Origin of the sequence: Sphingomonas sp. Root241 (genome assembly GCF_001428865.1) — a bacterium.
Lineage (GTDB): Bacteria > Pseudomonadota > Alphaproteobacteria > Sphingomonadales > Sphingomonadaceae > Sphingomonas.
In genome coordinates, this window is the sequence record NZ_LMIV01000001.1 from 2113040 (window position 1) to 2136217 (window position 23178).

Below are 23178 nucleotides of genomic sequence, written 5' to 3' on the forward strand. Positions count from 1 at the left end.
AGTAATTAGGTAATTCCTTAATTGCCTGCGAGTCGCCTCATGCACGATCCTCACGCAGTAAACAGCCTTATCGAAACGCCCGGTGCCGACCCGGTAGAGGGGCAGGTGCGCTGGAGCCCGGCCTTGTCGCTGTGGAATGGCGGCATGGCAGGCGGCGCCATTCTGCTCGGGCCCCTCACCTTCTCGTCCGGCGCGCTCATGGTGTTCGTCCTGACCACCGGCGCGACGCTATTGCTAGGCCATTCGGTCGGCTTCCATCGCCGCCTGATTCATCGCAGCTTCGAATGCCCGCTCTGGCTCGAACGGATCCTCGTCTGGTTCGGTACGGTCGTCGGGATGAGCGGACCGCACGGCATCATCCGCACCCATGATCTGCGCGACTGGGCGCAGCGCCAGCCCGCCTGCCATCCCTATCTCAGCCACCGGAGCCCGATGCTGAAGGACGCATGGTGGCAAATGCATTGTCGGCTCGAACTCGCGCATCCGCCGGCGTTCGAGCTCGGCCGCGCCGGTCGCGACCCTTTCTATCGCTTTCTCGAAACGACGTGGATGGTGCAGCAATTGCCGGTCACGGCGCTGCTATTCTGGGCCGGCGGATGGGGGTTCGTCGTCTGGGGCGTCTGCGCGCGGGTCGCCATCTCGGTGCACGGGCATTGGTTCGTCGGACACCTGGCGCACACACGTGGGCCCCAGCATTGGCTGGTCGAGGGAGCCGGCGTGCAGGCGCATGACGTCCCATGGGCTGGCCTGATCACCATGGGCGAAGCTTGGCACAACAACCACCACGCCTTCCCCGGCTCGGCGCGGATCGGCCTCTATCCGGGGCAGAGCGATCTCGGCTTCGCGTTCATCCGCCTGCTGGAGCGCGCGGGACTGGCCTGGGACATCAGGACGCCCGCAACGCTTCCCCGCCGCAGCGAACTCAATTGTCTGGAGGCAGCATGCTGACCAAACAGCGCCCTGCCGCCTGCGGTACCCAGGCCGGAAGTACCCTTGGCGGGAGCATCGCCGCTGCCGCGGTGTTCAACTGCTGGTTCCTTGCGCAGATGGGGCCTCTGGGCCTGATCGCGTTTCCGATCGCGCTGCTGCTGATATTACCCGTCGCGATTGTTCCCGCGGCTGTGGTTTATCGACTGGCAGTCCAAGTGAAGCTGGCGAACGACTGGACCGCCGCAGCAGCGGGACTGTTGGCAGGAGAGGCGGTCTTGTTCCTGGGCGACGTGACTCTTCTCGCCCCGACACCATTCCCAAGTGATGCGCTGTTGTTCGGCGCCGCAGGGATTGCCGGCGGCATCGCCTTCTGGCGCGGGGTGCGCAGCGAGACGAATGCGCCGAACGAGCCGGTCAGCCCGCCAGCGCCTTCTTGAGCAGTTCGTTGACCACCACGGGGTTGGCCTTGCCGCCCATCGCCTTCATCGTCTGGCCGACGAAAAAGCCGAACAAGGCCTCCTTGCCGCCGCGATACTGTTCGAGCTGCCCCGGATTCTTCGCCAGAACTTCGGCAATCACCGCCTCGATCGCACCGGTGTCGCTGGTCTGCTTGAGCCCACGGTCCTCGACGATCTTCGGCGCGCTGTCGCCGGTTTCGAGCATGATCTCGAAGACCTGCTTGGCGAGCGGGCCCGAGATCGTGCCGTCGGCGACCAAGGCGAGCAATTCGGCGCCCTGGACGGGGCTGACCGGGCTCTCGTCGAGATCCTTGCCGAGACGATTGAGCGCGCCGTACAGGTCCGAGATCAGCCAGTTGGCCGCGGGACGCGCGACTTCCTGCTCGCCCTTGGCCTGGACCCGCGCCGATTCGGCCAGCAAAGCCTCGAACCAGCGCGCGGTCTCGGCGTCGGCGGTGAGCACCGCGGCGTTGTATGCGGAGAGGCCGAGATCGCTCTCGTAGCGGCGGCGCTTGGCGTCGGGCAGCTCGGGCAGGCTCGCCTTGCACGCGTCGAGGAACGCGTCGTCGAGCACCAATGGGAGCAGGTCCGGATCGGGGAAATAGCGATAATCGTGCGCGTCTTCCTTCGAGCGCATCGAGCGCGTCTCGCCGCGATCGGGATCGAACAGCCGGGTTTCCTGGACGATCCGCCCGCCGCTCTCGAGCGTCTCGACCTGGCGCCGCGCTTCATATTCGATCGCGGCCATCACGAAGCGCACCGAATTGACGTTCTTGGTCTCGGTCCGCGTGCCCAATTCATCGCCCGGCTTGCGCACGCTGACATTGACGTCGGCGCGCATCGAGCCCTCTTCCATGTTGCCGTCGCAACTGCCGACATATCTCAGGATCGAGCGCAGCTTCTTGACGTAAGCCCCTGCTTCGGCTGGCGAACGCATGTCCGGGCGGCTGACGATCTCCATCAGCGCGACGCCGGCGCGGTTGAGGTCGACATAGGAGCGCGTCGGATGCTGATCGTGCATCAATTTGCCGGCATCCTGCTCGATATGGATGCGCTCGATCCCGATTTCCTTGGTGAAGGCTTCGGGGTCCTTCTCGTCGAGGCTGATCTCGATTCGACCCTCGCCGACGATCGGGTGGTAGAGCTGACTGATCTGATAGCCCTGCGGCAGATCGGCGTAGAAGTAGTTCTTCCGGTCGAACCGCGAATATTTGTTGATCACCGCGCCCAGCGCCATGCCGGTGCGCACCGCCTGGCGGATGCACTCCTTGTTCGGCGTCGGCAGCATGCCGGGCATCGCTGCGTCGATCAGCGACACCTGGCTGTTGGGCTCGGCGCCGAACTCGGTCGCCGCGCCCGAGAATAGCTTGGCGTTGGAGGTGACCTGCGCGTGGACCTCGAGGCCGATCACGACCTCCCATTCGCCGGTGTCGCCTTTGATGCGGTAGCTGGAAACTGCGGAATCGTTCATGCGGCCCCGCTAGCACGAGCCCCCCCTTCGCCGCCAGCACCTTGCCAGCACTTTGTTAACTGCAGCCATGGCAGATCCGGCCGCGATGGACGCGCCGCAGACCGACCGCCTCGCCGCACTCGATCTCTTGCGCGGATTGGCCGCGCTGGCCATCGTCACACGCCACTTTCCCTGGCCGGGCGACCTGATCGGATTCCTTCCACGCGACTATCTCGCGGTCGACCTGTTCTTCGTGCTCAGCGGATTCGTGCTCGCGCGGGCATATTGGCCCAGCCTGTCACAGGAGCAGGGCGCGCGGACTTTCCTCGTTCGGCGGCTGACGCGGCTCTACCCGCTCTATTTGCTCGCCACCTTATTGGCGGCGGCATTCGCGTTCGCCAACGGCGCCCCGCTCGGTTCCTGGGCCGCCACGCTTGGCGCGAACCTGCTGTTTCTACCCGCCCCACCCGATGCGGCAATGGGCCCCAATCTCTTCCCGTTCGTCTATCCGGCGTGGTCGCTTTTCTGGGAGCTTCTGGCAAACCTGCTCTTCGCGGCCATCGCGTTCCGGCTGCGCGGTCCCCTTTTGCCTGCGGTCCTGCTGACCGGGTTTCTATTGGTCGGCCTGGCCGCACAGCAGTTCGGCTCGCTCGACGCTGGCGCACGCTGGACCGATCTCGCCGGAGGCGGCTGCCGCGTGCTCTACGGCTTCTTCGCCGGGGTGGCGCTGTACTTCTTGCATGCCCGCCTGCGCGTGCGCATCGCCTTGCCCGACTGGTTGCTCGGGCTCGCATTACTCGCGGCCTTCGCACCGGGTACCGGGCTGGCGTTCGGCGCGGGCTATGACTTTCTCGCGGCGACGGTCTTCTTCCCGCTGCTCGTGCTGCTCGGCGCGAACGCACGCACCAACCCGCTGTCCCGCCGCATCGGCGCGGGGCTTGGTGGCGTTTCCTATGGCGTATATGTGCTGCACCAGCCGATCCAGCAGCTCGGCACCTTGCTCGTATCGACCGAGACACTCGGCGCGTCGGGCATTCCCGGGCTGACCGTGCTCGTGGTGGTCACATTCATCGTGGCTTGGGCTGCGACCCGCTGGATCGACGCGCCGGCACAACTCTGGATTCGGCGGCGCCGCGCTCAGTGCGCGCCGGCCGATCCGACGCTCACCACCAGCTATCCGGCCGCGCAGTGAAGCCGGCGCGTTGCTCGATCGCCAGCGCTGCGTCGAGCACGCCCTGCTCGTCGAGCGGCTTGCCGATGATCTGGAGGCCCAGCGGCAGTCCGCCTTTGTCGAGGCCACCCGGCACCGACATCGCCGGCAGGCCCGCGAGACTGCTCGGCACGGTGAAGACGTCGTTCATGTACATCGCCAGCGGATCGCCCTTGTCGCCCAGCGCGAATGCGGCGCTCGGCGCGGTCGGGGTGAGCAGCAGGTCGCACTCCATCCACGCATTCTCGAAATCGCGCGCGATCAAGGTCCGGACCTTCTGCGCCTGGGTGTAATAAGCGTCGTAGAAGCCCGCCGAGAGCACGTACGTGCCGATCAGGATGCGGCGCTTCACTTCTTCGCCGAAGCCGGCGGCGCGGGTTGCGGCGTACATGTCCTGCAGGTTCTGCCCCTCGGCCAGCTCGCGCAGGCCGTAACGCACGCCGTCATAGCGCGCGAGGTTCGACGAAGCCTCCGCCGGCGCGATGATGTAATAAGCCGGCAGCGCGTATTTGGTGTGCGGGAGCGACACCTCGACCACTTCGGCACCGGCATCCTTCACCCAGTCGATGCCCTGCTGCCAGAGTGCCTCGATCTCGGCCGGCATGCCGTCGACGCGATATTCCCTGGGAATGCCGATCTTCTTGCCGCGGAGATTGCCCGAGAGATTGGCCTCCCATTTCGGCACGGCCAGCTCGAGCGAGGTCGAATCCTTCGGATCGAAGCCTGCCATGCTCTCGAGCAGGATCGCACAATCCTGCACCGAGCGCGCCATCGGCCCGGCCTGGTCGAGCGACGAGGCGAAGGCGACCACGCCCCAGCGCGAGCAGCGGCCATAAGTCGGCTTGATGCCCGAGATGCCAGTGAACGCCGCGGGCTGACGGATCGAGCCGCCGGTATCGGTGCCGGTAGCGCCCGGCACGACGCGCGCTGCGATCGCCGCGGACGAACCGCCCGAGGAGCCGCCGGGCGCCAGCGGAGCATTGTCGCCGCCGCCGCGCCGCCATGGCGAGATCACGTTGCCGAAATACGACGTCTCGTTGGACGAGCCCATCGCGAACTGGTCCATGTTGAGCTTGCCGAGCATGCCCGCGCCCGCGTCCCACAGCCGCTGCGACACGGTCGATTCATAGACCGGCTTGAAGCCTTCGAGGATGTGGCTCGCCGCGGTGGTCTGCACGCCTTTGGTGGCGAACAGATCCTTCATGCCGATCGGCACGCCGGCCAGCGGCTTGAGCGTCTCGCCCGCGGCACGCGCGGCATCGGCTTCCTTGGCTGCGGCGATGGCGTGATCGGGGGTCTCGACGATGAACGCGTTGAGCGCCTTCGCCTTGCTCACCTTGACGACGAATGCGTCGGCGACTTCGCGCGCCGAGAAGGTCCCCATGCGGACGCCGTCGCGCAGCTGCGCGATACCGAGATCGGTGATGTCGGTCATGCCCGCACCTCCCCCGTCATCCCGGCGAAAGCCGGGATCTCAGCGTCGTGGAGCGTGCCCTTCCGGCACGAGACCCCGGCCTTCGCCGGGGTGACGGAAATACGCATCATTCGACCACCTTCGGCACGGTGAAGAAGCCGTGCTCGCCCTGCGGCGCGTTCTGGAGGACGGCGTCGCGCTGCTGCCCTTCGGTGACCACGTCTTCCCGAAGCCGGAGCGTATTGGGGATCACGGCGGTCATCGGCTCGACCGAGGACGTGTCGACCTCGCCCAATTGCTCGATCCAGCCGAGGATGTTGTTGAGTTCTGGCGCAAGGCGCTCGGCATCGGCATCGCTGATCGCGATCCGGGCGAGGCTGGCCACCTTCTTCACGGTTGCAGTGTCTACGGACATGAGGGCGCGACTAACAGCCGCGCCCCCTGCCTTCAAGCGGTGCCTGTTTTATTCGAACGGATCGCCGACCGGCACACCGCCCACATAGACCTGGCGGCGCGGCACGGTGCGGATTTCGACATTGCCCGCGGCATAACCGTCCGAAATCGCCTGCTCGTCCTGGGCGCTTGTCGCGCGCGCAGCGCTCCCCTGCTCCCATTTGCCGTTTTCAAGGTGATATCGGACGCCGTCGCGGCAGGCGATACGAACCGGCGGCGGCGCGGGCGACGGCGCCTTTGCGGCGGGCTTCGGTGCAGCGAAGCAGCTGTCCTCGAACACCAGTGCTTCGCTTTCACCGATTAGCAGCACGCCACACTTCTGCTCGCGCGTACAAATATAACCCTGCGCCATTCGTTCGCGCAGCGCTTCGGGCAGCGAGGTGCCTGGCTGCAGCATCCGCACATTGGCGGTAACCTGGGCGCGGTTCCTTGCCTGCTCGCTGGTGTCCCGTACGTCCCAGCGCATCTTGGCGGTGGCCACTTCGTTCGCCCGCGCCTTGATCGTGGCGTTGGCCGAACCCTGCAGCTTCTTGAGCGCAGCCCTCCCCGGTGCACCGAAGTCGAACGCCAATGCGCGCCAGTCGAACTGCTCAGGCGTCACTTTACCCGATTCGAGCCGCGCGACCTGATCGCGCGTCGAGATCGCATTGAAGCTCACCAGCGGCGTCGCCAGCACCAGCGCCACGCCGCAGACCACGAAAGCGAGCATCAGGTTGAGCGGCCGTATCCGGGCAGCCCAGTCCAGCCGGCCGCGTACCAGGGCGTAGAGATAGGCCCCGCCCCACAGGCACGCGAGCGCGACGAACACGATCGCCCAGAGCCGCTGGGGCGTGAAGCCATATTGCCCGGTGCGCAGCGAGATCGCGATCGTGGCGAGCACCGCCAGCGGCAGCATCACCGCCGCCAGCCCCATCGCGCCGTAGCGCAGCAGCGGGAAGCGTCGCTCCTGATCGGGCGCATTGCCGAGCACTGCGTTGGCGAGGACCAATGCACCGGCGACGCAGAACAGCAGGATCGGCGTGGTCGACTTGGTCGCCTCCCACAAGGCGTTCAGTCCGGTGAAGGGCAGCGCGACGACGAACAGCACCAGCCCCACGGCGAGCACCGGCGCGAGCACCGCCAGCACCATCGCCACCACGCGCTGGAGCAGCCGCACCACGCCGTCATGCTCGCGCAGGAGGCCGAGCGCCGCCCCGAAGGCGAGCCCGATCAGCGAACGCCAGAACCAGTCCTTTTCGAGCAACTCCTTCAGGAAATCGATCTTGATCAGGTCGAACAGCAGCGCCAGCAGCCAGGCGAGCGCGAAGACGATCGCGACGAACACCCAGCATGCGAACCACAAAACCACATTGGTCCAGGCATGGTCGTGCACCGATTCGTACGGGAAGCGCCGGGCGCCTTCGTCGCGCGCCGCCTGGAACAAAGGTGCCGCGACCGCCACTGCGAGCAACAGGCTCACCATCCGCCAGCCTTCGCCGACGCTCCAGTCCTCGGGCGTGCCGTTCCACGCCACCACCAGCGCGCCGACCAATGCGAGCGCCGCCGCGAACAGCAGCGACCACCACCAGAGCCGCCGCTCGAGCGTGAAGCCCGTCAGTCCCGCGACGAACACCACGCCAGTCACCGAACTCGCCTGCAGCGTCGTGAGATTGTTGTGAAAGCCGGGGCCGAGGATGAAATGCACCACCAATCCGGCGACGAGCCCCAATCCCGCAAGGATCAAGGGCCGCATTGTCCAGCCGTTCTCCGGTACCGGCCCCTCGCCTGCGATGGCTTCATCCCCCTGCATTGCCGATCTCCGATTTGTTGAAGCGCGTGATCTGGCGCAAGCCGCCTGCCGCGGCATGATCAAAGGCTGAGCTTTTCCTGAGCGGCGCCAAATCCGTCCCCGTTTCGCGGCTGGAACATCCCCTGCCCCAATGGTTACGTCAACGCAGTTGCATCCGGCACAAGCGTGCGCCACGGGAACGCGATTGCAACGCGTCGGTTTATGTTGCACCGCACAATGGAGAGTGCGTTTTGGCCCGGAAGTTCCTGTATGTCGTCGCAGTCCTGATCGTGCTCGCGCTCGCCGCCGCCTTTGCCTATCGCTTCTACGGCGTTCAGCTGATGCGCCAGTTCATGGTGCCCGGCGGCGAGGCCGTCGCGCTGCCGCCGCCCGATCGCGCCGCTTATGCGCGCGCCGACATGTGGATCGCCCGTCCCGACAAGCCCGGCAATCCCGCGCTCTGGACTCCGGAGGGCTTCAAGCCCGCGGACGAGCCCGAGGCCGCGGTGTTCTTCGTCCACCCGACTTCGTTCCTCGACACCGCGACGTGGAATGCGCCGCTCGACAATGCCGATGCCAACAACCGCGCCGCCTTGTTCCTGCGCGGCCAGGCGAGCGCGTTCAATTCGGTCGGCGCAATCTGGGCGCCACGCTACCGCCAGGCCACTTTCGGCGCCTTCCTCACCAACAAGGCGGCCGCGCAGCAGGCGCTCGACTTCGCCTATCGCGACGTGATCGCGGCGTTCGACGAATTCGTGAAGGAGGCCGGCGATCGCCCCATCGTCCTTGCCGGCCACAGCCAGGGCGCGCTCCATCTCTCGCGCCTGCTCGTCGATCGAATCGCCGGCACGCCGCTCGCGAAGCGCGTGGTCGCGGCCTATGTCGTCGGCTGGCCGGTCTCGATCACCGCGGACCTGCCCAAGATGGGCTTGCCCGCCTGCTCGCGTCCCGACGAGGCTGGCTGCATCCTCTCCTGGCAGAGCTTCTCCGAGCCTGCCGATCCCTCGCTGATCCTCGACACGTTCGACGCGACCACCGGCTTCACTGGCAAGCCCCGCGCGGGGACGCCGATGATCTGCACCAACCCGCTGACCGGCAAGCCCGGTGGATCCGCCCCGGCCGAGGCCAATCTCGGCACGCTGATCCCCGACATGAGCTTCCAGTCGGCGCAGCTCGTCACAGGACGCGTCCCCGCGCGCTGCGACGGCCGCGGCTTCATCTCGATCGGCCGCACGCCCCCCGATTTCGGCCAGTACGTCCTGCCCGGCAACAATTACCACGTGTTCGACTACAGCCTGTTCTGGGCGAACGTGCGCCAGGATGCCGAGCGCCGGCTGGCGGCGTACAAGCAGTGATCACCACCGCCTCCGCCGAGTTCCGCGCCGCGCTGCCCGTCGGCGGGCGCCTGCTCGGGCTCGATGTCGGCACCAAGACGATCGGCACGGCCTTGTGCGACGCCGGCTGGAGCTTCGCCAGCCCGGCTTCGCTCATCCGCCGCACCAAATTCACCAAGGATAAGGCCGCGCTCGCCGAGCTGATCGCGCAGCAGCAGGTGAAGGGCCTCGTCATTGGCCTGCCGCTCAACCTCGACGGCACGGACAGCCCCCGCACCCAATCGACCCGCGCCTTCGCGCGCAATCTCGACGACATGGCCCTCCCCATCCTGCTCTGGGACGAGCGCTGGTCGACCGTCGCAGTCGAGCGCACGCTGATCGAGCAGGACTTCAGCCGCGCCCGCCGCGCCGAGATGATCGACAACATGGCGGCAGCGCATATCCTGCAGGCCGCGATCGACGCGCTGGTGAACGTGACTTAGTCGCCGCTACCCGCAAATTTCCATCCGGCGCCATAGTATACCGCATGCTGACCTCCGCTCTCTGATATGTTTCAGAGGGGAAACGTTCCGACTGGTTCAAGACGGCTTGCCCGTGGTGCGGTCCCCGTCTAACCCGCCCTTTTAATGCAAGCCTCCGATCACAGCCCCGCGGCGCAGCTTCCCGGCCGTGCCGCCTTTCCGCACCGGCATCTGACCGGCATCGCGGGCCTCCAGCCACACGAGATCGTTTTCCTGCTCGACGAAGCCGAGCAATGGGTCGAGGCGAACCGCACCCGCGCCAAGAGCGACAAGCGCCTCGAAGGCCTCACCCAGATCAATGCCTTTTTCGAGAATTCGACGCGGACCCTGCTCTCGTTCGAGATCGCCGGAAAGCGGCTCGGCGCCGATGTCGTCAACATGCACGCTGCGCAGTCGAGCGTGAAGAAGGGCGAGACGCTGATCGACACCGCGGTGACATTGAACGCGATGCGCGCCGATGTGATCGTCATCCGCCACATGAGCTCGGGCGCAGTCGATCTGATCGCCGAGAAGGTCGATTGCCCGGTGCTCAACGCCGGCGACGGCTGGCACGAGCACCCCACCCAGGCATTGCTCGACGCACTCACCATCCGCCGCCGCCGCGGCAGCGTCGCGGGCCAGCGCGTGGTGATCTGCGGCGACATCCTCCATAGCCGCGTCGCGCGCTCGAACATGCTGGCGCTGACCGCATTGGCCGCCGAGGTCCGGGTCGTCGCGCCCTCGACGCTGATGCCGGCGGCGATCGAGCGGATGTATGTCCAGCCCTTCACCGATTTCGACGCCGCGCTGGAAGGCGCCGACGTGGTGATGATGCTCCGCGTCCAGAATGAGCGGATGGCGGGCGGCTACATCCCCTCCACCCGCGAATTCCACATGCGCTACGGCCTCACGCCCGAGCGGCTCGCCCGCGCCAAGCCCGATGCTTTGGTGATGCACCCGGGCCCGATGAACCGCGGGGTCGAGATCGAATCCTCGGTCGCCGATCACCCGACACGAAGCGCGATCACCGAACAGGTCGAGATGGGCGTCGCGGTACGCATGGCGTGTCTGGATGTGCTCACCCGCAGCGAGCGCGGCGTGGAGGGCTGGGCATGATGTTCACTCGTCACCCCCGCCCTCTTCCCCGTCACCCCCGCGAAAGCGGGGGCCCATCTCCTGCAGGCGCCGGTGAGACGACAGCTGTGGGTCTCCGCGACTTCTCTCCGAGATGGGCCCCCGCTTTCGCGGGGGTGACGATTTGGGAGGCGCGCGCATGAAGACCGTCTTCCGCAATGCGCAGCTCGTCTGCCCTGTCGGCGGCGTCACCAGCGGCGACCTGCTGGTCGACGGCGAAACGATCGCCGCTACCGGCGAGTTCGAGATCCCCTCCGACGCGAAAGTGATCGATCTCGCCGGCAAGACGCTCGCCCCCGCGCTGATCGATCTTGGCGTGTTCGCGGTCGATCAGGCTGCCTGCCGCGCCGGCGGCATCGCCCGCGTCGGGCTGATGCCCGATCAGTCGCCGGTGCTCGACGATCCGGGCATCATCCGTCGGGCCGCACTGTCGGGCAAGCCGGCGCTCTGGGTCCACCCGCTCGCTGCGGCGACCCGTGCCCTCCAGGGCCATGATCTCGGTGAGATGGCGATCAACGCTTCGGCCGGCGCGCGCGCCGTCGCCACCGGCCGGGGCTGGATCGCCTCGTCGGCGACGATGCGCAAGGTGCTCGCTTATGCCCGGGACATCGGCGTGGTGGTGGTCGCGCATGCCGAGGATGGCGGCCTCACCGACGGCACCGTCGCGACCGAGGGCGAGACCGCGACGCGCCACGGCCTACCCGCCGCCCCCGCCATCGCCGAGGCGCTCGCAGTGGCGCGCGACCTGATGCTCGCCGAGGAAACGCAGGCGCGCATTCATTTCCGCCAGGTCACCACCGCCGCCGCCTTCGATCTGATCCGCGCCGCCAAGCGCCGCGGTGTCCGCGTCACTTGCGGCGTCACGCCTGCCCACCTGCTGCTGTCGGATATCGCAATGAGCGACTTCCGCACCTTTGCCCGGCTCTCGCCCCCATTGCGCGACGAAAGCGACCGTCAGGCAGCGCTGGTGGCGGTCAGGGACGGCACGATCGACGTCATCGCATCGGGCCACGATCCCCGCGGCCCCGAGGCCAAGCGCCTGCCCTTCGTCGACTCCGAGCCCGGCATGTCGGGCGCTGAGACCCTGCTCGCTTTGTCGCTGGGGCTGGTGCGCGACGGGCTGGTCCCGATCGAGCGCCTGTTCGCATTGCTCGCCGCCAATCCCGCGAAGATTCTCGGGCTGCAGAGCGGCACGCTCGAACCCGGCGCCCCCGCCGACCTGATCGTCCTCGATCCCGGCGCGCCATGGCAGATCGAAGCCGAACGCATGGTCGCCCGCGCCGGCAATACGCCGTTCGATGGCCTGCCGGTCCAGGGCAAGGTGCTGAAGCTGTTCAAGGGCGGCACGCTGGTCGAGTAGGAGGCGCGTGCTCAGCCCTCTCCCGCTTTCGCGGGAGAGGCAGCGAGACTTGGTGAGCGAAGCGAGCCTAGTCGCAGCGGTGAGGGTCTTCTTCTTCGGACGACTACCAAAGAAGAAGACCCTCACCCAACCCTCTTCCGCGAAAGCGGGAGAGGGCTAAGAACACCGCTCTTCCAGCCCAAACGAAAAAGGCCGGAGCGTGAGCCCCGGCCTTTTCGTGACGAAACTGGTTCGGCTCAGCGCGCGGCGACTTGCGCGCGACCGTTGCCCTTGACCCAGGCGGCGAGGGTGTCGCCCGCACCGACGCGGACGAAGCAGGGGCTGCCGCTGGCGCGCACCTGGCGGCACAGCGTAGCGGCACCGGCGCGGTCGAAGCCGCCGACCGACAGGCGGTAGAAATTGCCCGCCGCAGTCGAGAACTTCACGCCCTGTGGGGTTTCGCCGCGGAGCGCGGGAACGCGGCTGGCATGCCGCGCCCAGCCGTCGCGGGCGACTTCGGCGTTCGCATAGGCGCCGAGTTGGACATAGTAATTGCCGGGCTTGGCCTTCGTTGCGGCGACAGGCGCCGCGGCGCGAGCCGAAGCCCTGGCGACGCGAACCGGTGCCCTGGCGGCGACGGGCGCGGACGCTCGCTCGGCGACGCGGATCTGCTGGACCACTTCGGCGCGCGGGCCGAACACGACCTGCGGGCCGGTTCCGGCGACCTGCTGCGGCTCGGGCTGCACTTCCGGCGCGGATGCGGGTGCGGCTGCAGCGGCGACTTCGACGGGCGCCTCGGCGACGACCTGCTCGGCGCCCTGCGGCACGCCGGGCATATAGGCGTCGACCGGATCGGCCGGAGCGACTGCCGCCACGGCGACATTCGGCTGCTGCGACAGCGCGAGCGCAACCGGCTGGCCGCCGTCTTGCACCGGCACCACGTTCAGCAGCGATGCGACCTGGTCATAGGCATTGGTCGGCCGCGAGAAGCGTGCCCATTCCATCATCCGCTCCTGAAGCTTGTCGGGAGCGACGTCCATCGCAGCGATCTCGTTGGCCTGCTTCCAGCGGCCGGCGAGCGCGAGGCTGAGCGCGAGGTTCTGGCGGGTCTTGGCAGTGGCGGTCGCTTCGCGCGCCGCCGGGCCGAGGATGTCGATCGCAGTCACCGGATCGCCGGCGAGCGCGAAAGCGAGCCCGCGGTCGCTGGCGGGAATCTTGTCGCCGCTGGCCTGCAGCGTGATACGCGCACCCTGCCAGTCGCCCTGCGCGATCTTGGCGAGGACGAGGTTGAGCGTGACGCGGCCGTCCGCCGGGTCGAGCGTCAATGCGTCGGTGAGCGCTTGCGAAGCCGAAGTGAAGCGGCCCGCGAGCAGATAGGCCTGGCCCAGCAAAGCGCGATAATCGGCGTTGGTCGGATCGTTGGCGACCGCGGCTTCGGCGTGCTGCACGGCGTCACCGCCCTTGCGCTTCGCAATCGCCTTCTCCGCCGCCTTGGCTTCCGCTTCCGCCTTCTTGGCGTTGGCGCCCGAAGTCGCGAAGGCCGAGCTGGTGAAGCCCTGCGTCGCGACGCCGGTCACCGCCACGCCGCCCAGTACGAGCGCCGAGAGGCCGAACTTGATCATCTTACGGCTGTTCATGGTCATGTCCTTCACCCACGGTTCGCGGCGGGTTCGATCTGGCCGGCGAGAGCGTCGATGCCCTCGAGCGTTTCGAGAAACTGGTCGAGCGCCTGCGTCACCAGTTGCTGCGCCGAGCGGCAGGTGATCGCCGAAGCGAGGCGAAGCTTGAGGTGACGCTCCTGATCGAGGCGCAGCGTGAACGCCGCCTTGGCCTTTTTCGAAGCGACTTCGCGCACCACCCGGGCGAGCGTGGCTTCCGGAACTTCCGGCGTATGCTTGAGCACCGGCTCGCGCTTCATCTTGCGCGCGGGCACCATCAGCGGCGCGTAATCGACTTCGGCCTCGGGAGCATGTTCCGCGGGGGCGAATTCGGGTTCCGGCTCGGGCGCATATGCCGGCGCGGCAAGCTGCTCGTCGAGCGCCTCGAGCTGGCGGAGCACGGCAGGCTTGGGCGCCTCGATCTCCTCGTCGACCGGGGCGACATAGGGCATCTGCACAGGCGCCTGCTGGAAGTCGTGGCCCATGTCGTTCCAGCCGAGATCTTCCTGCGGGCCGGTGTTCATCTGCAGGAAGCCCTGCGGACGCATTGCCGGACGCGCCTGACCCTTGCGGGCGAGGAGGCTGGAGGAGAGTGAAGCGAGTGGTTTGGAGGTGCCGATCATCGCCGCCTCCCTCAGCCGACCACGCGGCGGCCGAAGCCACCTGCGCGAGGCGCCTGGCCGAACTGGCTCGGCTGCGCCGGCGCCGCGAACACGGTGCGGCGGAAATTCTTCTCGAGCCGGTCGAAGATATAGGCCCAGAGCCCGGCGACCTCACCGGCGGACTTGCCGCGCGGATCGGTTTCCATGACGGTGCGGCCGTCGATCATCGACGCCGCGAAATCGGTGCGGTGATGGAGCGTGATCGGGGCGACGGTGCCGTGCTGCGACAATGCGACCGCGGCTTCCGAAGTGATCCGTGCCTTGGGCGTCGCGGCGTTGACCACGAAGATCAGCGGCTTGCCGGCGCGCTCGCACAGATCGACCGTGGCGCCGACTGCGCGCAGATCGTGTGGGGACGGACGCGTCGGGATGACGATCAGCTCGGCGACCTGGATCACGCTCTGGATCGCCATGGTGATGGCGGGAGGCGTGTCGATCACTGCCATGCGGAAACCCTGCTGGCGCAGGACCTCGAGATCCGCCGCGAGCCGCGCGACCGTGGTCTGGGCGAACGCCGGATATTCGGTGTCGCGCTCGTTCCACCAGTCGGAGAGCGAACCCTGCGGGTCGATATCGATGAGAACGACAGGCCCGTGGCCAGCCAGCTGTGCCTGCACCGCAAGGTGACCGGACAGCGTGGTCTTTCCCGACCCACCCTTCTGCGATGCCATCGCTAGAACGCGCATGAACCCCCTCGAAAACTCGGTATTGCGGAGGACCTGATGCCATGCGGGTCGATAAGAAGCGGTTAACGCGTTTCGCCTTGGCACGGGTTTTGGTTTCCCGGCCGGTAAGGATATCTTTGCCTGCCCGGAGTTAAGTGGCATTCATCTCTTTTCGCGGGGTATTGGAGCGTGCTCGGAATGAAGTCTCTGTGGATGGCCGCCGTCGCGGGTGCCCTGCTGCTGGTGGCCCCGGCCTGCGCGCAGGAAGACCCGGTCAGGGCCGGCGTCGACGCCTATGAGCGCGGCGACTATCGCACCGCGGTCGAGAAATGGCGCCCCGCCGCCGATCAGGGCAATGCCGACGCGCAGTTCAACATGGGCCAGGCCTATAAGCTCGGCCGCGGCGTCGCTGTCGATCTCAAGGCGGCCGAGGCCTGGTATCGCAAGGCCGCGCTGCAGGGCCATGAGCAGGCCGAAGGCTATTACGGCCTCGCTCTGTTCGAGAACGGCAAGCGCGCCGATGCCGTCCCCTGGCTCCAGCGCGCGGTAGGCCGCGGCGATGCGCGCGCGCAGTACATCCTCGGCATCATGCTGTTCAATGGCGACGGCGTCGCGAAAGACTGGGTGCGCGCCTACGCGCTGATGGTCCGCGCCTCCTCGACCGGCCTCGACGCCGCGGTCAAGGCACGCGCGCAGATGGACCAATATATGCCGCTGGGCGATCGCCAACAGGGCCTCGCCCTCGCGCGCAAGTACGAAGACGAATTCAACAAGGGCGGCCGTCCGCTGCCGCCGGTCGAGGTCGCGGAGAATAATCGTCCCGCCCCGCCCGCGGTCACGCGCCCGGCGCCGCGCACCACACCGCCCGCGCCTGCTCCGGCACGCGCCACCCCCGCTCCGGTACGCGCCACGCCGGCCCCTGCGCAGGATGGCGGCTGGCGCGTCCAGCTCGGCGCGTTCGGCGACCCGGGCAATGCGCGAAAGCTATGGGACCAGGTGAGCGGACGCTTCCCCGGCCGCCAGCCTTACTTCGTCAAGGCGGGCGCATTGACCAAACTTCTCGTCGGCCCCTTCGCCTCGCGCGCGGCGGCCGCCGGTGCCTGCGGCAGCGTCAAGCCCTGCGTTCCTGTGGCGCGCTGAGTGGAGGGAATTGCTTCGCGCCCGCAACAAAGTCGCATGAGGCGCGTTTCGCGCCCATGATCAAAGCTTTGCTGGCCATCGCTGCCGCTCCCTCGCTTCTCTTCGCCACGAGTGCCGTCGCCCAGGACAATGAAGCCCCTGGGGAGCCGGCACCCGTGCAGGAGGCCAATCAGGACAAGAAGCCGATCAGGGTCCGCCTCTCGCTGGGCCCGCAGCTGCGGCCGCGCTTTCCCGGCTCGGACGAGATGTTCCTGCTTCCATTCTACGACGTCTCGATCACGCGCGGCGACAAGCCCTTCGAATATGAGGCGGCGGACCAGGGCGTGTCTTTCTCGCTGATCAAGAGCACGGGGTTCGCGTTCGGCCCCGTGGTCCAGCTCGAGGGGAGTCGGCGGCGCAACGAGACCGATCTGCCGATCGACGAAGTTGGGACGAGCATCGAGGCGGGCGGCTTCGTCGATGTCTGGCTGGGCTCTTCGATCCGCGCGCGCGGCGAGCTGCGCAAAGGCGTGACCGGCCATAAGGGCCTGGTGAGCGACGTGATGCTCGATTACGTCGCACGCGACGGCGACAAATGGCTGTTCTCGGTCGGGCCGCGCTTCTCTCTCGCCGACCGCAAATATCAGGAGGCCTATTTCGGCGTGAGCCCCACGGTGAGCGCGCGGACCGGCCTGCCCGTCTACGCACCCGACGGCGGCGTGCATTCGATCGGCGCCGCCGCCACGACGCTCTACCAGCTCGATCGGCACTGGGGCCTGTACGGCTATGCCAAATATGAGCGCCTGATCGCCGATGCCGCCGATTCCCCGATCGTCCGCACGATCGGCTCGCGGAACCAGTTTTCGGGTGGCGTGGCGCTGACCTTCACATTCGACACGGGAATCCGGCGTTGAGGCATCAGTTCGAACCATGATGGGCTAAAGTGAGCCCATTAAGGGTTGCCGCTCCTCTTCGTCATCCCCGCGAAATCCGGGGACCCATCTCCAACAATTTCCACGAGCGCGCCGGGCTCGATAAATTCCGAAGCCTGCCACTCACCCCGCCAGAAAGGCGGCCAGTTCATCGGGCGCTCCGGTCGGAAAAGCCGATTTGAGATAGTCGAGGAACGCCGACACGCGGGCGCTCAGCAAGCGGCGCGACGGATAGAGCGCCCACAAGGCGATTTCCGGCCCGTCTATGTCGCCCCAATGCACCAGGGTCCCCGCAGCCAGATCGCGACTGACGAGCGATACGGGAAGGCGTCCAGCGCCGGCCCCCGCGCGGACCGCGTCGCGGTTCATGACCATCGATGACACGCTGAGAACCGGCTCGACTGCGATGCACATCGCGCCATCGGGGGTCTTCACTTTCCAATCCCCCTCCTGATCGAACGATCCGCGAACGACCGCAGGCGCCGCAATGCCGTCCGCCGGCCGGGCGACGGAAGGGCTCGCCACCACCACCAGCCGATCGCGCAGAAAGGCGCGCCCAACCAGGCTCTCGTCCGGGGCTGGATTGACACGGATCACGAGGTCATAGCCCTCCTCGATCATATCCACCGGCCGATCCTCGGTGGTCACCTCGAGCCGGACTTCGGGGAATCGGGCAGCGAAGCCGGCGGCGAGCTTTCCCATCGCGATCTGCGAGAACAGCAGGGGCGCGCTGATCCGCAATCGCCCGCGGGGTGTGTGTCCGCGTGAAGCGATGGCAGCCGCCGTCTCGTTGAGTTCGGTGAGCAGCGCGCCCGTCCGCTGATGGAGCGCGCGCCCCTCCTCGGTCAGCTTGAGCATGCGCGCGCCGCGCTCGAACAGCCGCACGTCGAGGCTGGCCTCCAGCTCCGCGACCCGGCGGGACAAAGTGGCCTTGGGGCGCCCGGCGGCGCGCGCGGCACGTCCAAATCCGCCGTGCCGGGCGACGAGATTGAAGTCGGCGAGGGCGAGTAGGTCCATGCGTTCCATCAGTGAGACTGTACGTCCAAATATAGCGTCTATTGGCGCGCATGTGGATCACTAATTTCCGGGAATGCCATTTGGCATCAACCAGGAGTGACCCCCATGACCATCCTCGTTACCGGCGCTACCGGCCAAATCGGACGCCATGTCGTCGATCAGCTCATCCATCGCGGCGCCGATGTGCGCGCGCTCGTCCGCGATCCCGCCAAGGCGAACCTGCCGGCGGGCGTCAGTGTGGTTCAGGGCGACCTGCTCGACATCGTTTCGCTGCGCGGCGCATTCTCGGGTGTCTCGACGCTGTTCCTGCTCAACGCAGTGGCGGCCGACGAATTCACCCAGGCGCTGATTGCGCTCAACCTCGCCCGCGAGGCCGGCATCGAGCGGATCGTCTATCTGTCGGTGATCCACAGCGATCTGTACCTCAACGTGCCGCATTTCGCGGGCAAGTTCGGCGTCGAGCGGATGATCGAGCAGATGGGCTTCAACGCCACGATCCTGCGCCCCGCATATTTCATCCAGAACGACCTCACCATCAAGGACGTGGTGACCGGTTTCGGCGTGTATCCGATGCCGATCGGCGGCAAGGGGTTGGCGATGATCGACGCGCGCGATCTGGGCGAGATCGCGGCGATCGAACTCCTTCGCCGCGAACAGGCGAGCACGCCGCTTCCGCTCGATCGGATCACGATCGTTGGGCCTGACACGCTGACGGGTGCGGACATCGCCGCGATCTGGACTGAGGTTCTCGGCCGCCCGATCGCTTATCCGGGCGACGACACCGCCGGTTTCGAGCAGAATCTGCGGCAGTTCATGCCGAGCTGGACGGCCTACGACATGCGCCTGATGACGGAGCGCTTCCAGACCGAGGGCATGATCCCCGCCGCCGGCGATGTCGAGCGCCTCACCGCGCTGCTGGGCCGCCCCTTGCGCACCTATCGCGAATTCGCCGCCGAAATCGCGGCTTGAACCAACGCACAAGGAGATCCGTCATGATCTATTCGACCGCCACCGTCCCGGTGAACCCCGAGGGCGAAACCCGGCTGACCCGCGCGCAGGCCTGGGCCGGGCTCGAGCTGAAGGCCCGCGATGCGCGCCTGTTCCTTCCGCCCGGCCTCTGCACCCGTTGCGATGTCGTCGAGGAAAGCGCGACGCATTTCGTCCGCGAAGCCACGATCGGCGGTGCCGAGCTGCGCGAGATCGTCGCGCTGGAACACGAGAGCAAGGTCACCTTCTTCCAGGCTACCGGCCCGCGCGAAGGGGCGATCGTCAACGAGCTCTACGAAGACGAGGCCGGCGCGCTCCAACTGCGCTTCTATTGCTATCTCGGTCTGCGCGGCAAGGCGCCGAGCGGCCCGGAGGAGCAGGCGGAGCAAGCCCAATTCGATGGCGACAACGGCTATAAAGCCGCCCTGTTGTCGACGCTGAAGCGCACCCGCGAACTGCTCGCGGAGGGCAGGCTCTGATCATACCGACATGGCCGGCGAGACTGCGATTTCAGGCGGTCTCGCCGCCAACCCACTCCCCTCGCGGAATCCCCTGCGCATAGAGCAGAGCGGTCAGGTCGTTATGATCGATCCGCGCGCCCGCCGCGGCGGCGACGATCGGCTTGGCGTGATAGGCCACGCCCAACCCGGCCTTACGGATCATCGCGAGGTCGTTCGCGCCGTCGCCCACCGCCATCGACGCTTCGGCCGGCAGCCCCAGTTCGGCCAGCGCGCCCAGCAACGTGCTCTCCTTTGTGCCGCTGTCGACGATCGGCTTCGTCACCTTGCCCGTCAGCCGGGCATCGCCGATCTCGAGCCGGTTGGCGATCACCCGGTCGAAGCCGATCTCGGCACCCACCGGCTCGGCGAAGCGGGTGAACCCGCCCGAGACGAGGATCGTCGTCGCACCACGCGCACGCATCGTCTGCACCAGCGCTTTCGCGCCCGGCATCAGCTTTACCCGCTCGGCAAGGCAGCGGTCGATCGCGCTTTCCTCCAGCCCCTCCAGCAACGCCACCCGCGCGTCGAGCGCCTCGGCGAAGTCGAGTTCGCCTTTCATCGCCCGCTCGGTCACTTCGGCGATCCGGCTCTTGATCCCGGCATAGTCGGCGAGCTCGTCGATGCATTCGACCGTGATCATCGTCGAATCCATGTCGGCGACGAGCAGCTTCTTGGCCCTGCCCTGCTGCGGCTGGACGATCACGTCGGTCGCCGGCAATGCGCCTTCCAGTACCGCCCGCGCCGCGCCCGGATGCGACACGAACAGCAGGTCCGCCGCTTTGCCCTGGTCGAGCCAGTGCCACGCCCCCGGCGCGCAATCGACACCCGCCAGCCGATCGGCCGCTTCGGAAAGCTGCCCCGCGCTGAGGCCGTCTGCTATGAGCGTCGCGATGAACATGGGATCCCCTGACCTGCCAACGGTGGCGCTCATCGCAGGGCCGACCGCGAGCGGCAAGTCCGCGCTCGCACTAGCGCTCGCCGAAAAGCACCGGGGCACCGTGATCAACGCCGATTCGATGCAGGTCTATGCCGATCTCCGCATCCTCACCGCGCGGCCGAGCGTCGAGGAGGAATCGCGCGTCCCCCACCGCCTGTTCGGCCATGTCGACGGCGCCGACGCCTATTCGGCGGCACGCTGGGCGGCCGAGGCACGCGCCGCGATTGCCGAGGCGCATCGCGAGGGCCGCCTGCCCATCCTCGTCGGCGGCACCGGCATGTATCTGCGCACCCTGCTAGAGGGCATCGCGCCGGTACCGGAGATCGATCCCGAAGTGCGCAAACAAGTGCGCGCACTGCCGGTGGCAGAGGCGCATGCCCAGCTCGCCGCCGCCGACCCGGAAGCCGTCGCGAAGCTCAACCCCACCGACACCACCCGTGTCGCCCGCGCGCTCGAAGTCGTCCGCGCCACCGGCAAGCCGCTCGCGCATTGGCAGGAGCAGCGTCTGGGCGGGATCGCGGGTGAGATCCATCTCGCCCCGCTCATCCTCCTCCCCGACCGCGACTGGCTCGGCGAACGCATCGACCGCCGCTTCGCCGACATGGTCGACCAGGGACGCGCCGAGGCGACAGCCCTGCTCGCCCGCACCGACGTGCCTGCCGATGCCCCCGTCCTGCGCGCGATCGGCGTGCCGGAACTGCGCGCCTTGTTCTCCGGCGAAACCGATGTCGTCGAAGCCGCCGCCGCCGGCGCACTTGCCACGCGACAATATGCCAAACGCCAGTATACGTGGTTCCGTCGCCAGCCGCCGCCCGAATGGGAACGTAGCGACGCGACAGAAACAAAGGTATTACTGGCTATAATTGAAACTAAATTTCACATATAAGGCTTGACGTGCCATTTTCTTGCCGTTAGCAGCGCCAATCCGGCGTTGTGCGGCAACGCAGCAAAAGGAGGCAGACGTGACCGAGAAGAGCGGAGCAGACATCCTGATCGAGGCGTTGAGCGACCTCGGTGTGGAGGTCATCTTCGGCTATCCCGGTGGCGCGGTGCTTCCCATTTACGACGCGCTCTTCAAGCAGGACCGCATCAAGCACATCCTCGTCCGCCACGAGCAGGCCGCCACCCATGCCGCCGAGGGCTATGCCCGCTCGACCGGCAAGCCCGGCGTCGTGCTCGTCACTTCGGGCCCGGGCGCGACCAACGCCGTCACCGGAATCACCGACGCGTTGATGGATTCGATCCCGCTGGTCGTGATCACCGGGCAGGTCCCCACCGCCCTGATCGGCACCGATGCGTTCCAGGAAGCCGACACCGTCGGCATCACGCGGCACTGCACCAAGCACAATTACCTCGTGAAGGGCCCCGAGACGCTCGGCAGCATCATCCACGAGGCGTTCCACATCGCCACCTCGGGGCGCCCGGGCCCGGTCGTCGTCGATATCCCCAAGGACGTTCAGGTCGCCACCGCGCGTTACGAGGCGCCGGGCCCGATCCAGCACAAGACCTATCGCCCGCAGACCCAGCCCGATGCGGCGAAGATCCAGGAAGCGGTCGACATGCTCGCCGCCGCCGAGCGTCCGATCTTCTACACCGGCGGCGGGATCATCAATTCGGGTCCCGAGGCTTCGAAGCTGCTCCGCGAGCTCGCGGCGATGACCGGCGCACCGGTCACTTCGACGCTGATGGGCCTCGGCGCGCTGCCCGCCTCGTCGGACCAGTGGCTCGGCATGCTCGGCATGCACGGCACCTACGAAGCCAATTGGGCGATGAACAAGGCCGATCTGATCATCGCCTTCGGATCGCGGTTCGACGATCGCGTCACCGGCCGGCTCGACGCCTTCGCGCCGAACAGCCGGAAAGTGCACATCGATATCGACCGGTCATCGGTGAACAAGAATGTCCGCGTCGACCTGCCGATCATCGGCGATGTCGGCATTGCGCTCCGCGAGATGATCGATTGCTGGAAGGCGCGTCAGCACCCGAAGCCCGACCTCACCGAATGGTGGAACCGGATCAACGGCTGGCGCCAGACCCGCTGCCTCGATTTCGAGGAAAAGGGCGACGCGATCATGCCGCAGCGCGCGATCCGTGCGCTCTATGAGGCGACCAAGCACCGCGCACCGATCATCACCACCGAGGTGGGTCAGCACCAGATGTGGGCCGCGCAGCATTTCGGCTTCGAATCGCCGAATAAGTGGCTGACGTCGGGCGGCCTCGGCACGATGGGCTATGGCCTGCCTGCCGCGATCGGCGCGCAGCTCGGCCATCCGGATGCGCTGGTGATCGACATCGCCGGCGAGGCCTCGATCCAGATGAACATCCAGGAGCTGGCGACCGCGACCCAATATCGCCTGCCGGTCAAGATCTTCATCCTGAACAACGAATATATGGGCATGGTCCGCCAGTGGCAGGAGCTGACCTATCAGTCGCGCTATTCGGAGAGCTACAGCGATGCGCTCCCCGATTTCGTCAAGCTCGCCGAAGCCTATGGCTGGAAGGGCATCCGCATCGAGGGCCGGCAGGAGCTGGAACCCGGTATTACCGAGATGCTGGCCTATGACGGGCCGGTATTGGTCGACTGCAAGGTGGCCAAGCTCGCCAACTGCTTCCCGATGATCCCGTCGGGCGCCGCCCACACCGAAATGCTGCTCCAGGCCGCCGAAGTCTCCGGCGAAATGGACGACGAAGCCAAGGCACTGGTCTGATCC

General features: G+C 67.1%; 22 protein-coding genes. 13 read left to right on the forward strand and 9 right to left on the reverse strand.

Annotated features, from left to right (window positions below; translation table 11 throughout):
- Positions 1-39 precede the first annotated feature (39 nt).
- Positions 40-948, forward strand: coding sequence for an acyl-CoA desaturase (locus tag ASE13_RS09720; RefSeq protein ID WP_056613985.1), 909 nt, complete (start codon positions 40-42; stop codon positions 946-948).
- Positions 942-1367, forward strand: a complete 426-nt coding sequence (locus ASE13_RS09725; protein WP_056613988.1) for a hypothetical protein — start codon at positions 942-944, stop codon at positions 1365-1367. Before ASE13_RS09720 ends, ASE13_RS09725 begins: the two co-directional genes overlap by 7 nt.
- On the opposite strand, the gene gatB is transcribed toward ASE13_RS09725, so the two are convergent.
- A complete protein-coding gene (gene gatB, locus ASE13_RS09730; RefSeq protein WP_056613991.1) occupies positions 1345-2859 on the reverse strand; it encodes an Asp-tRNA(Asn)/Glu-tRNA(Gln) amidotransferase subunit GatB in 1515 nt (504 codons plus the stop codon). The genes ASE13_RS09725 and gatB overlap by 23 nt on opposite strands.
- Positions 2860-2926: 67 nt before the next feature.
- On the opposite strand from gatB, the gene ASE13_RS09735 reads away from it, so the two are divergent.
- On the forward strand, positions 2927-4030 hold the full coding sequence (locus ASE13_RS09735; protein ID WP_056613994.1) for an acyltransferase family protein: 1104 nt from the start codon (positions 2927-2929) through the stop codon (positions 4028-4030).
- On the opposite strand, the gene gatA is transcribed toward ASE13_RS09735, so the two are convergent.
- From gatA to ASE13_RS09750, 3 genes are all read right to left on the reverse strand, one after another.
- Positions 4002-5483, reverse strand: a complete 1482-nt coding sequence (gene gatA, locus ASE13_RS09740) for an Asp-tRNA(Asn)/Glu-tRNA(Gln) amidotransferase subunit GatA (protein ID WP_056613997.1) — start codon at positions 5481-5483, stop codon at positions 4002-4004. The two genes, ASE13_RS09735 and gatA, sit on opposite strands and share 29 nt — an antisense overlap.
- A gap of 106 nt (positions 5484-5589) precedes the next feature.
- Positions 5590-5877, reverse strand: coding sequence for an Asp-tRNA(Asn)/Glu-tRNA(Gln) amidotransferase subunit GatC (gatC, locus tag ASE13_RS09745; protein WP_056614001.1), 288 nt, complete (start codon positions 5875-5877; stop codon positions 5590-5592).
- A 48-nt stretch (positions 5878-5925) separates the two neighbouring features.
- On the reverse strand, positions 5926-7704 hold the full coding sequence (locus tag ASE13_RS09750) for a DUF4153 domain-containing protein (RefSeq protein ID WP_082596526.1): 1779 nt from the start codon (positions 7702-7704) through the stop codon (positions 5926-5928).
- 230 nt (positions 7705-7934) lie between these two features.
- Here ASE13_RS09750 and ASE13_RS09755 point away from each other — a divergent pair, with 230 nt between their 5' ends.
- The 4 genes from ASE13_RS09755 to ASE13_RS09770 all read left to right on the forward strand — a co-directional run bounded on the left by ASE13_RS09755 (position 7935) and on the right by ASE13_RS09770 (position 12011).
- The gene (locus tag ASE13_RS09755) at positions 7935-9038 is read left to right on the forward strand and encodes a DUF3089 domain-containing protein (protein ID WP_056614006.1); all 1104 of its coding nucleotides are present in this window, start codon (positions 7935-7937) and stop codon (positions 9036-9038) included.
- Complete coding sequence (gene ruvX, locus ASE13_RS09760) at positions 9035-9499, forward strand: Holliday junction resolvase RuvX (RefSeq protein WP_056614009.1); 465 nt, start codon at positions 9035-9037, stop codon at positions 9497-9499. The genes ASE13_RS09755 and ruvX overlap by 4 nt, the downstream gene beginning before the upstream one ends.
- Positions 9500-9643: 144 nt before the next feature.
- Positions 9644-10633, forward strand: coding sequence for an aspartate carbamoyltransferase catalytic subunit (locus ASE13_RS09765; protein ID WP_056614012.1), 990 nt, complete (start codon positions 9644-9646; stop codon positions 10631-10633).
- Between the two features lie 157 nt (positions 10634-10790).
- Entirely contained in the window at positions 10791-12011 is a 1221-nt protein-coding gene (locus ASE13_RS09770; RefSeq protein ID WP_056614014.1) for a dihydroorotase, read from the forward strand.
- Between the two features lie 236 nt (positions 12012-12247).
- Here ASE13_RS09770 and ASE13_RS09775 read toward each other — a convergent pair whose 3' ends face one another.
- From ASE13_RS09775 to ASE13_RS09785, 3 genes are read right to left on the reverse strand one after another with little or no spacing between them, the layout of a single operon-like run.
- A complete protein-coding gene (locus ASE13_RS09775) occupies positions 12248-13627 on the reverse strand; it encodes an SPOR domain-containing protein (protein WP_162254681.1) in 1380 nt (459 codons plus the stop codon).
- Between the two features lie 11 nt (positions 13628-13638).
- Positions 13639-14271: a hypothetical protein gene (locus ASE13_RS09780; RefSeq protein ID WP_082596528.1), complete on the reverse strand. Its 633-nt coding sequence runs from the start codon at positions 14269-14271 to the stop codon at positions 13639-13641.
- An 11-nt stretch (positions 14272-14282) separates the two neighbouring features.
- Positions 14283-14996, reverse strand: coding sequence for a ParA family protein (locus ASE13_RS09785; protein WP_056614026.1), 714 nt, complete (start codon positions 14994-14996; stop codon positions 14283-14285).
- A 177-nt stretch (positions 14997-15173) separates the two neighbouring features.
- Here ASE13_RS09785 and ASE13_RS09790 point away from each other — a divergent pair, with 177 nt between their 5' ends.
- Positions 15174-16115: an SPOR domain-containing protein gene (locus tag ASE13_RS09790; RefSeq protein ID WP_056614029.1), complete on the forward strand. Its 942-nt coding sequence runs from the start codon at positions 15174-15176 to the stop codon at positions 16113-16115.
- 56 nt (positions 16116-16171) lie between these two features.
- Positions 16172-17008, forward strand: coding sequence for a MipA/OmpV family protein (locus ASE13_RS09795; RefSeq protein WP_056614031.1), 837 nt, complete (start codon positions 16172-16174; stop codon positions 17006-17008).
- 141 nt (positions 17009-17149) lie between these two features.
- On the opposite strand, the gene ASE13_RS09800 is transcribed toward ASE13_RS09795, so the two are convergent.
- Positions 17150-18043 (reverse strand): LysR family transcriptional regulator, encoded by an 894-nt coding sequence (locus ASE13_RS09800; RefSeq protein WP_056615066.1) that lies wholly within the window; start codon positions 18041-18043, stop codon positions 17150-17152.
- A gap of 105 nt (positions 18044-18148) precedes the next feature.
- Here ASE13_RS09800 and ASE13_RS09805 point away from each other — a divergent pair, with 105 nt between their 5' ends.
- Positions 18149-19012 carry an NmrA/HSCARG family protein gene (locus tag ASE13_RS09805; RefSeq protein ID WP_056614034.1) on the forward strand — a complete coding sequence of 288 codons (864 nt, stop codon included), beginning with the start codon at positions 18149-18151 and terminating at the stop codon, positions 19010-19012.
- 23 nt (positions 19013-19035) lie between these two features.
- Positions 19036-19509 carry an SRPBCC family protein gene (locus ASE13_RS09810; RefSeq protein WP_056614037.1) on the forward strand — a complete coding sequence of 158 codons (474 nt, stop codon included), beginning with the start codon at positions 19036-19038 and terminating at the stop codon, positions 19507-19509.
- A 31-nt stretch (positions 19510-19540) separates the two neighbouring features.
- On the opposite strand, the gene serB is transcribed toward ASE13_RS09810, so the two are convergent.
- The gene (gene serB, locus ASE13_RS09815; RefSeq protein ID WP_056614040.1) at positions 19541-20428 is read right to left on the reverse strand and encodes a phosphoserine phosphatase SerB; all 888 of its coding nucleotides are present in this window, start codon (positions 20426-20428) and stop codon (positions 19541-19543) included.
- Here serB and miaA point away from each other — a divergent pair.
- Both miaA and ASE13_RS09825 read left to right on the forward strand, forming a co-directional pair.
- Positions 20427-21353 (forward strand): tRNA (adenosine(37)-N6)-dimethylallyltransferase MiaA, encoded by a 927-nt coding sequence (miaA, locus tag ASE13_RS09820; RefSeq protein WP_082596530.1) that lies wholly within the window; start codon positions 20427-20429, stop codon positions 21351-21353. The two genes, serB and miaA, sit on opposite strands and share 2 nt — an antisense overlap.
- A gap of 37 nt (positions 21354-21390) precedes the next feature.
- Entirely contained in the window at positions 21391-23175 is a 1785-nt protein-coding gene (locus ASE13_RS09825; RefSeq protein WP_268801295.1) for an acetolactate synthase 3 large subunit, read from the forward strand.
- Positions 23176-23178: the final 3 nt, after the last annotated feature.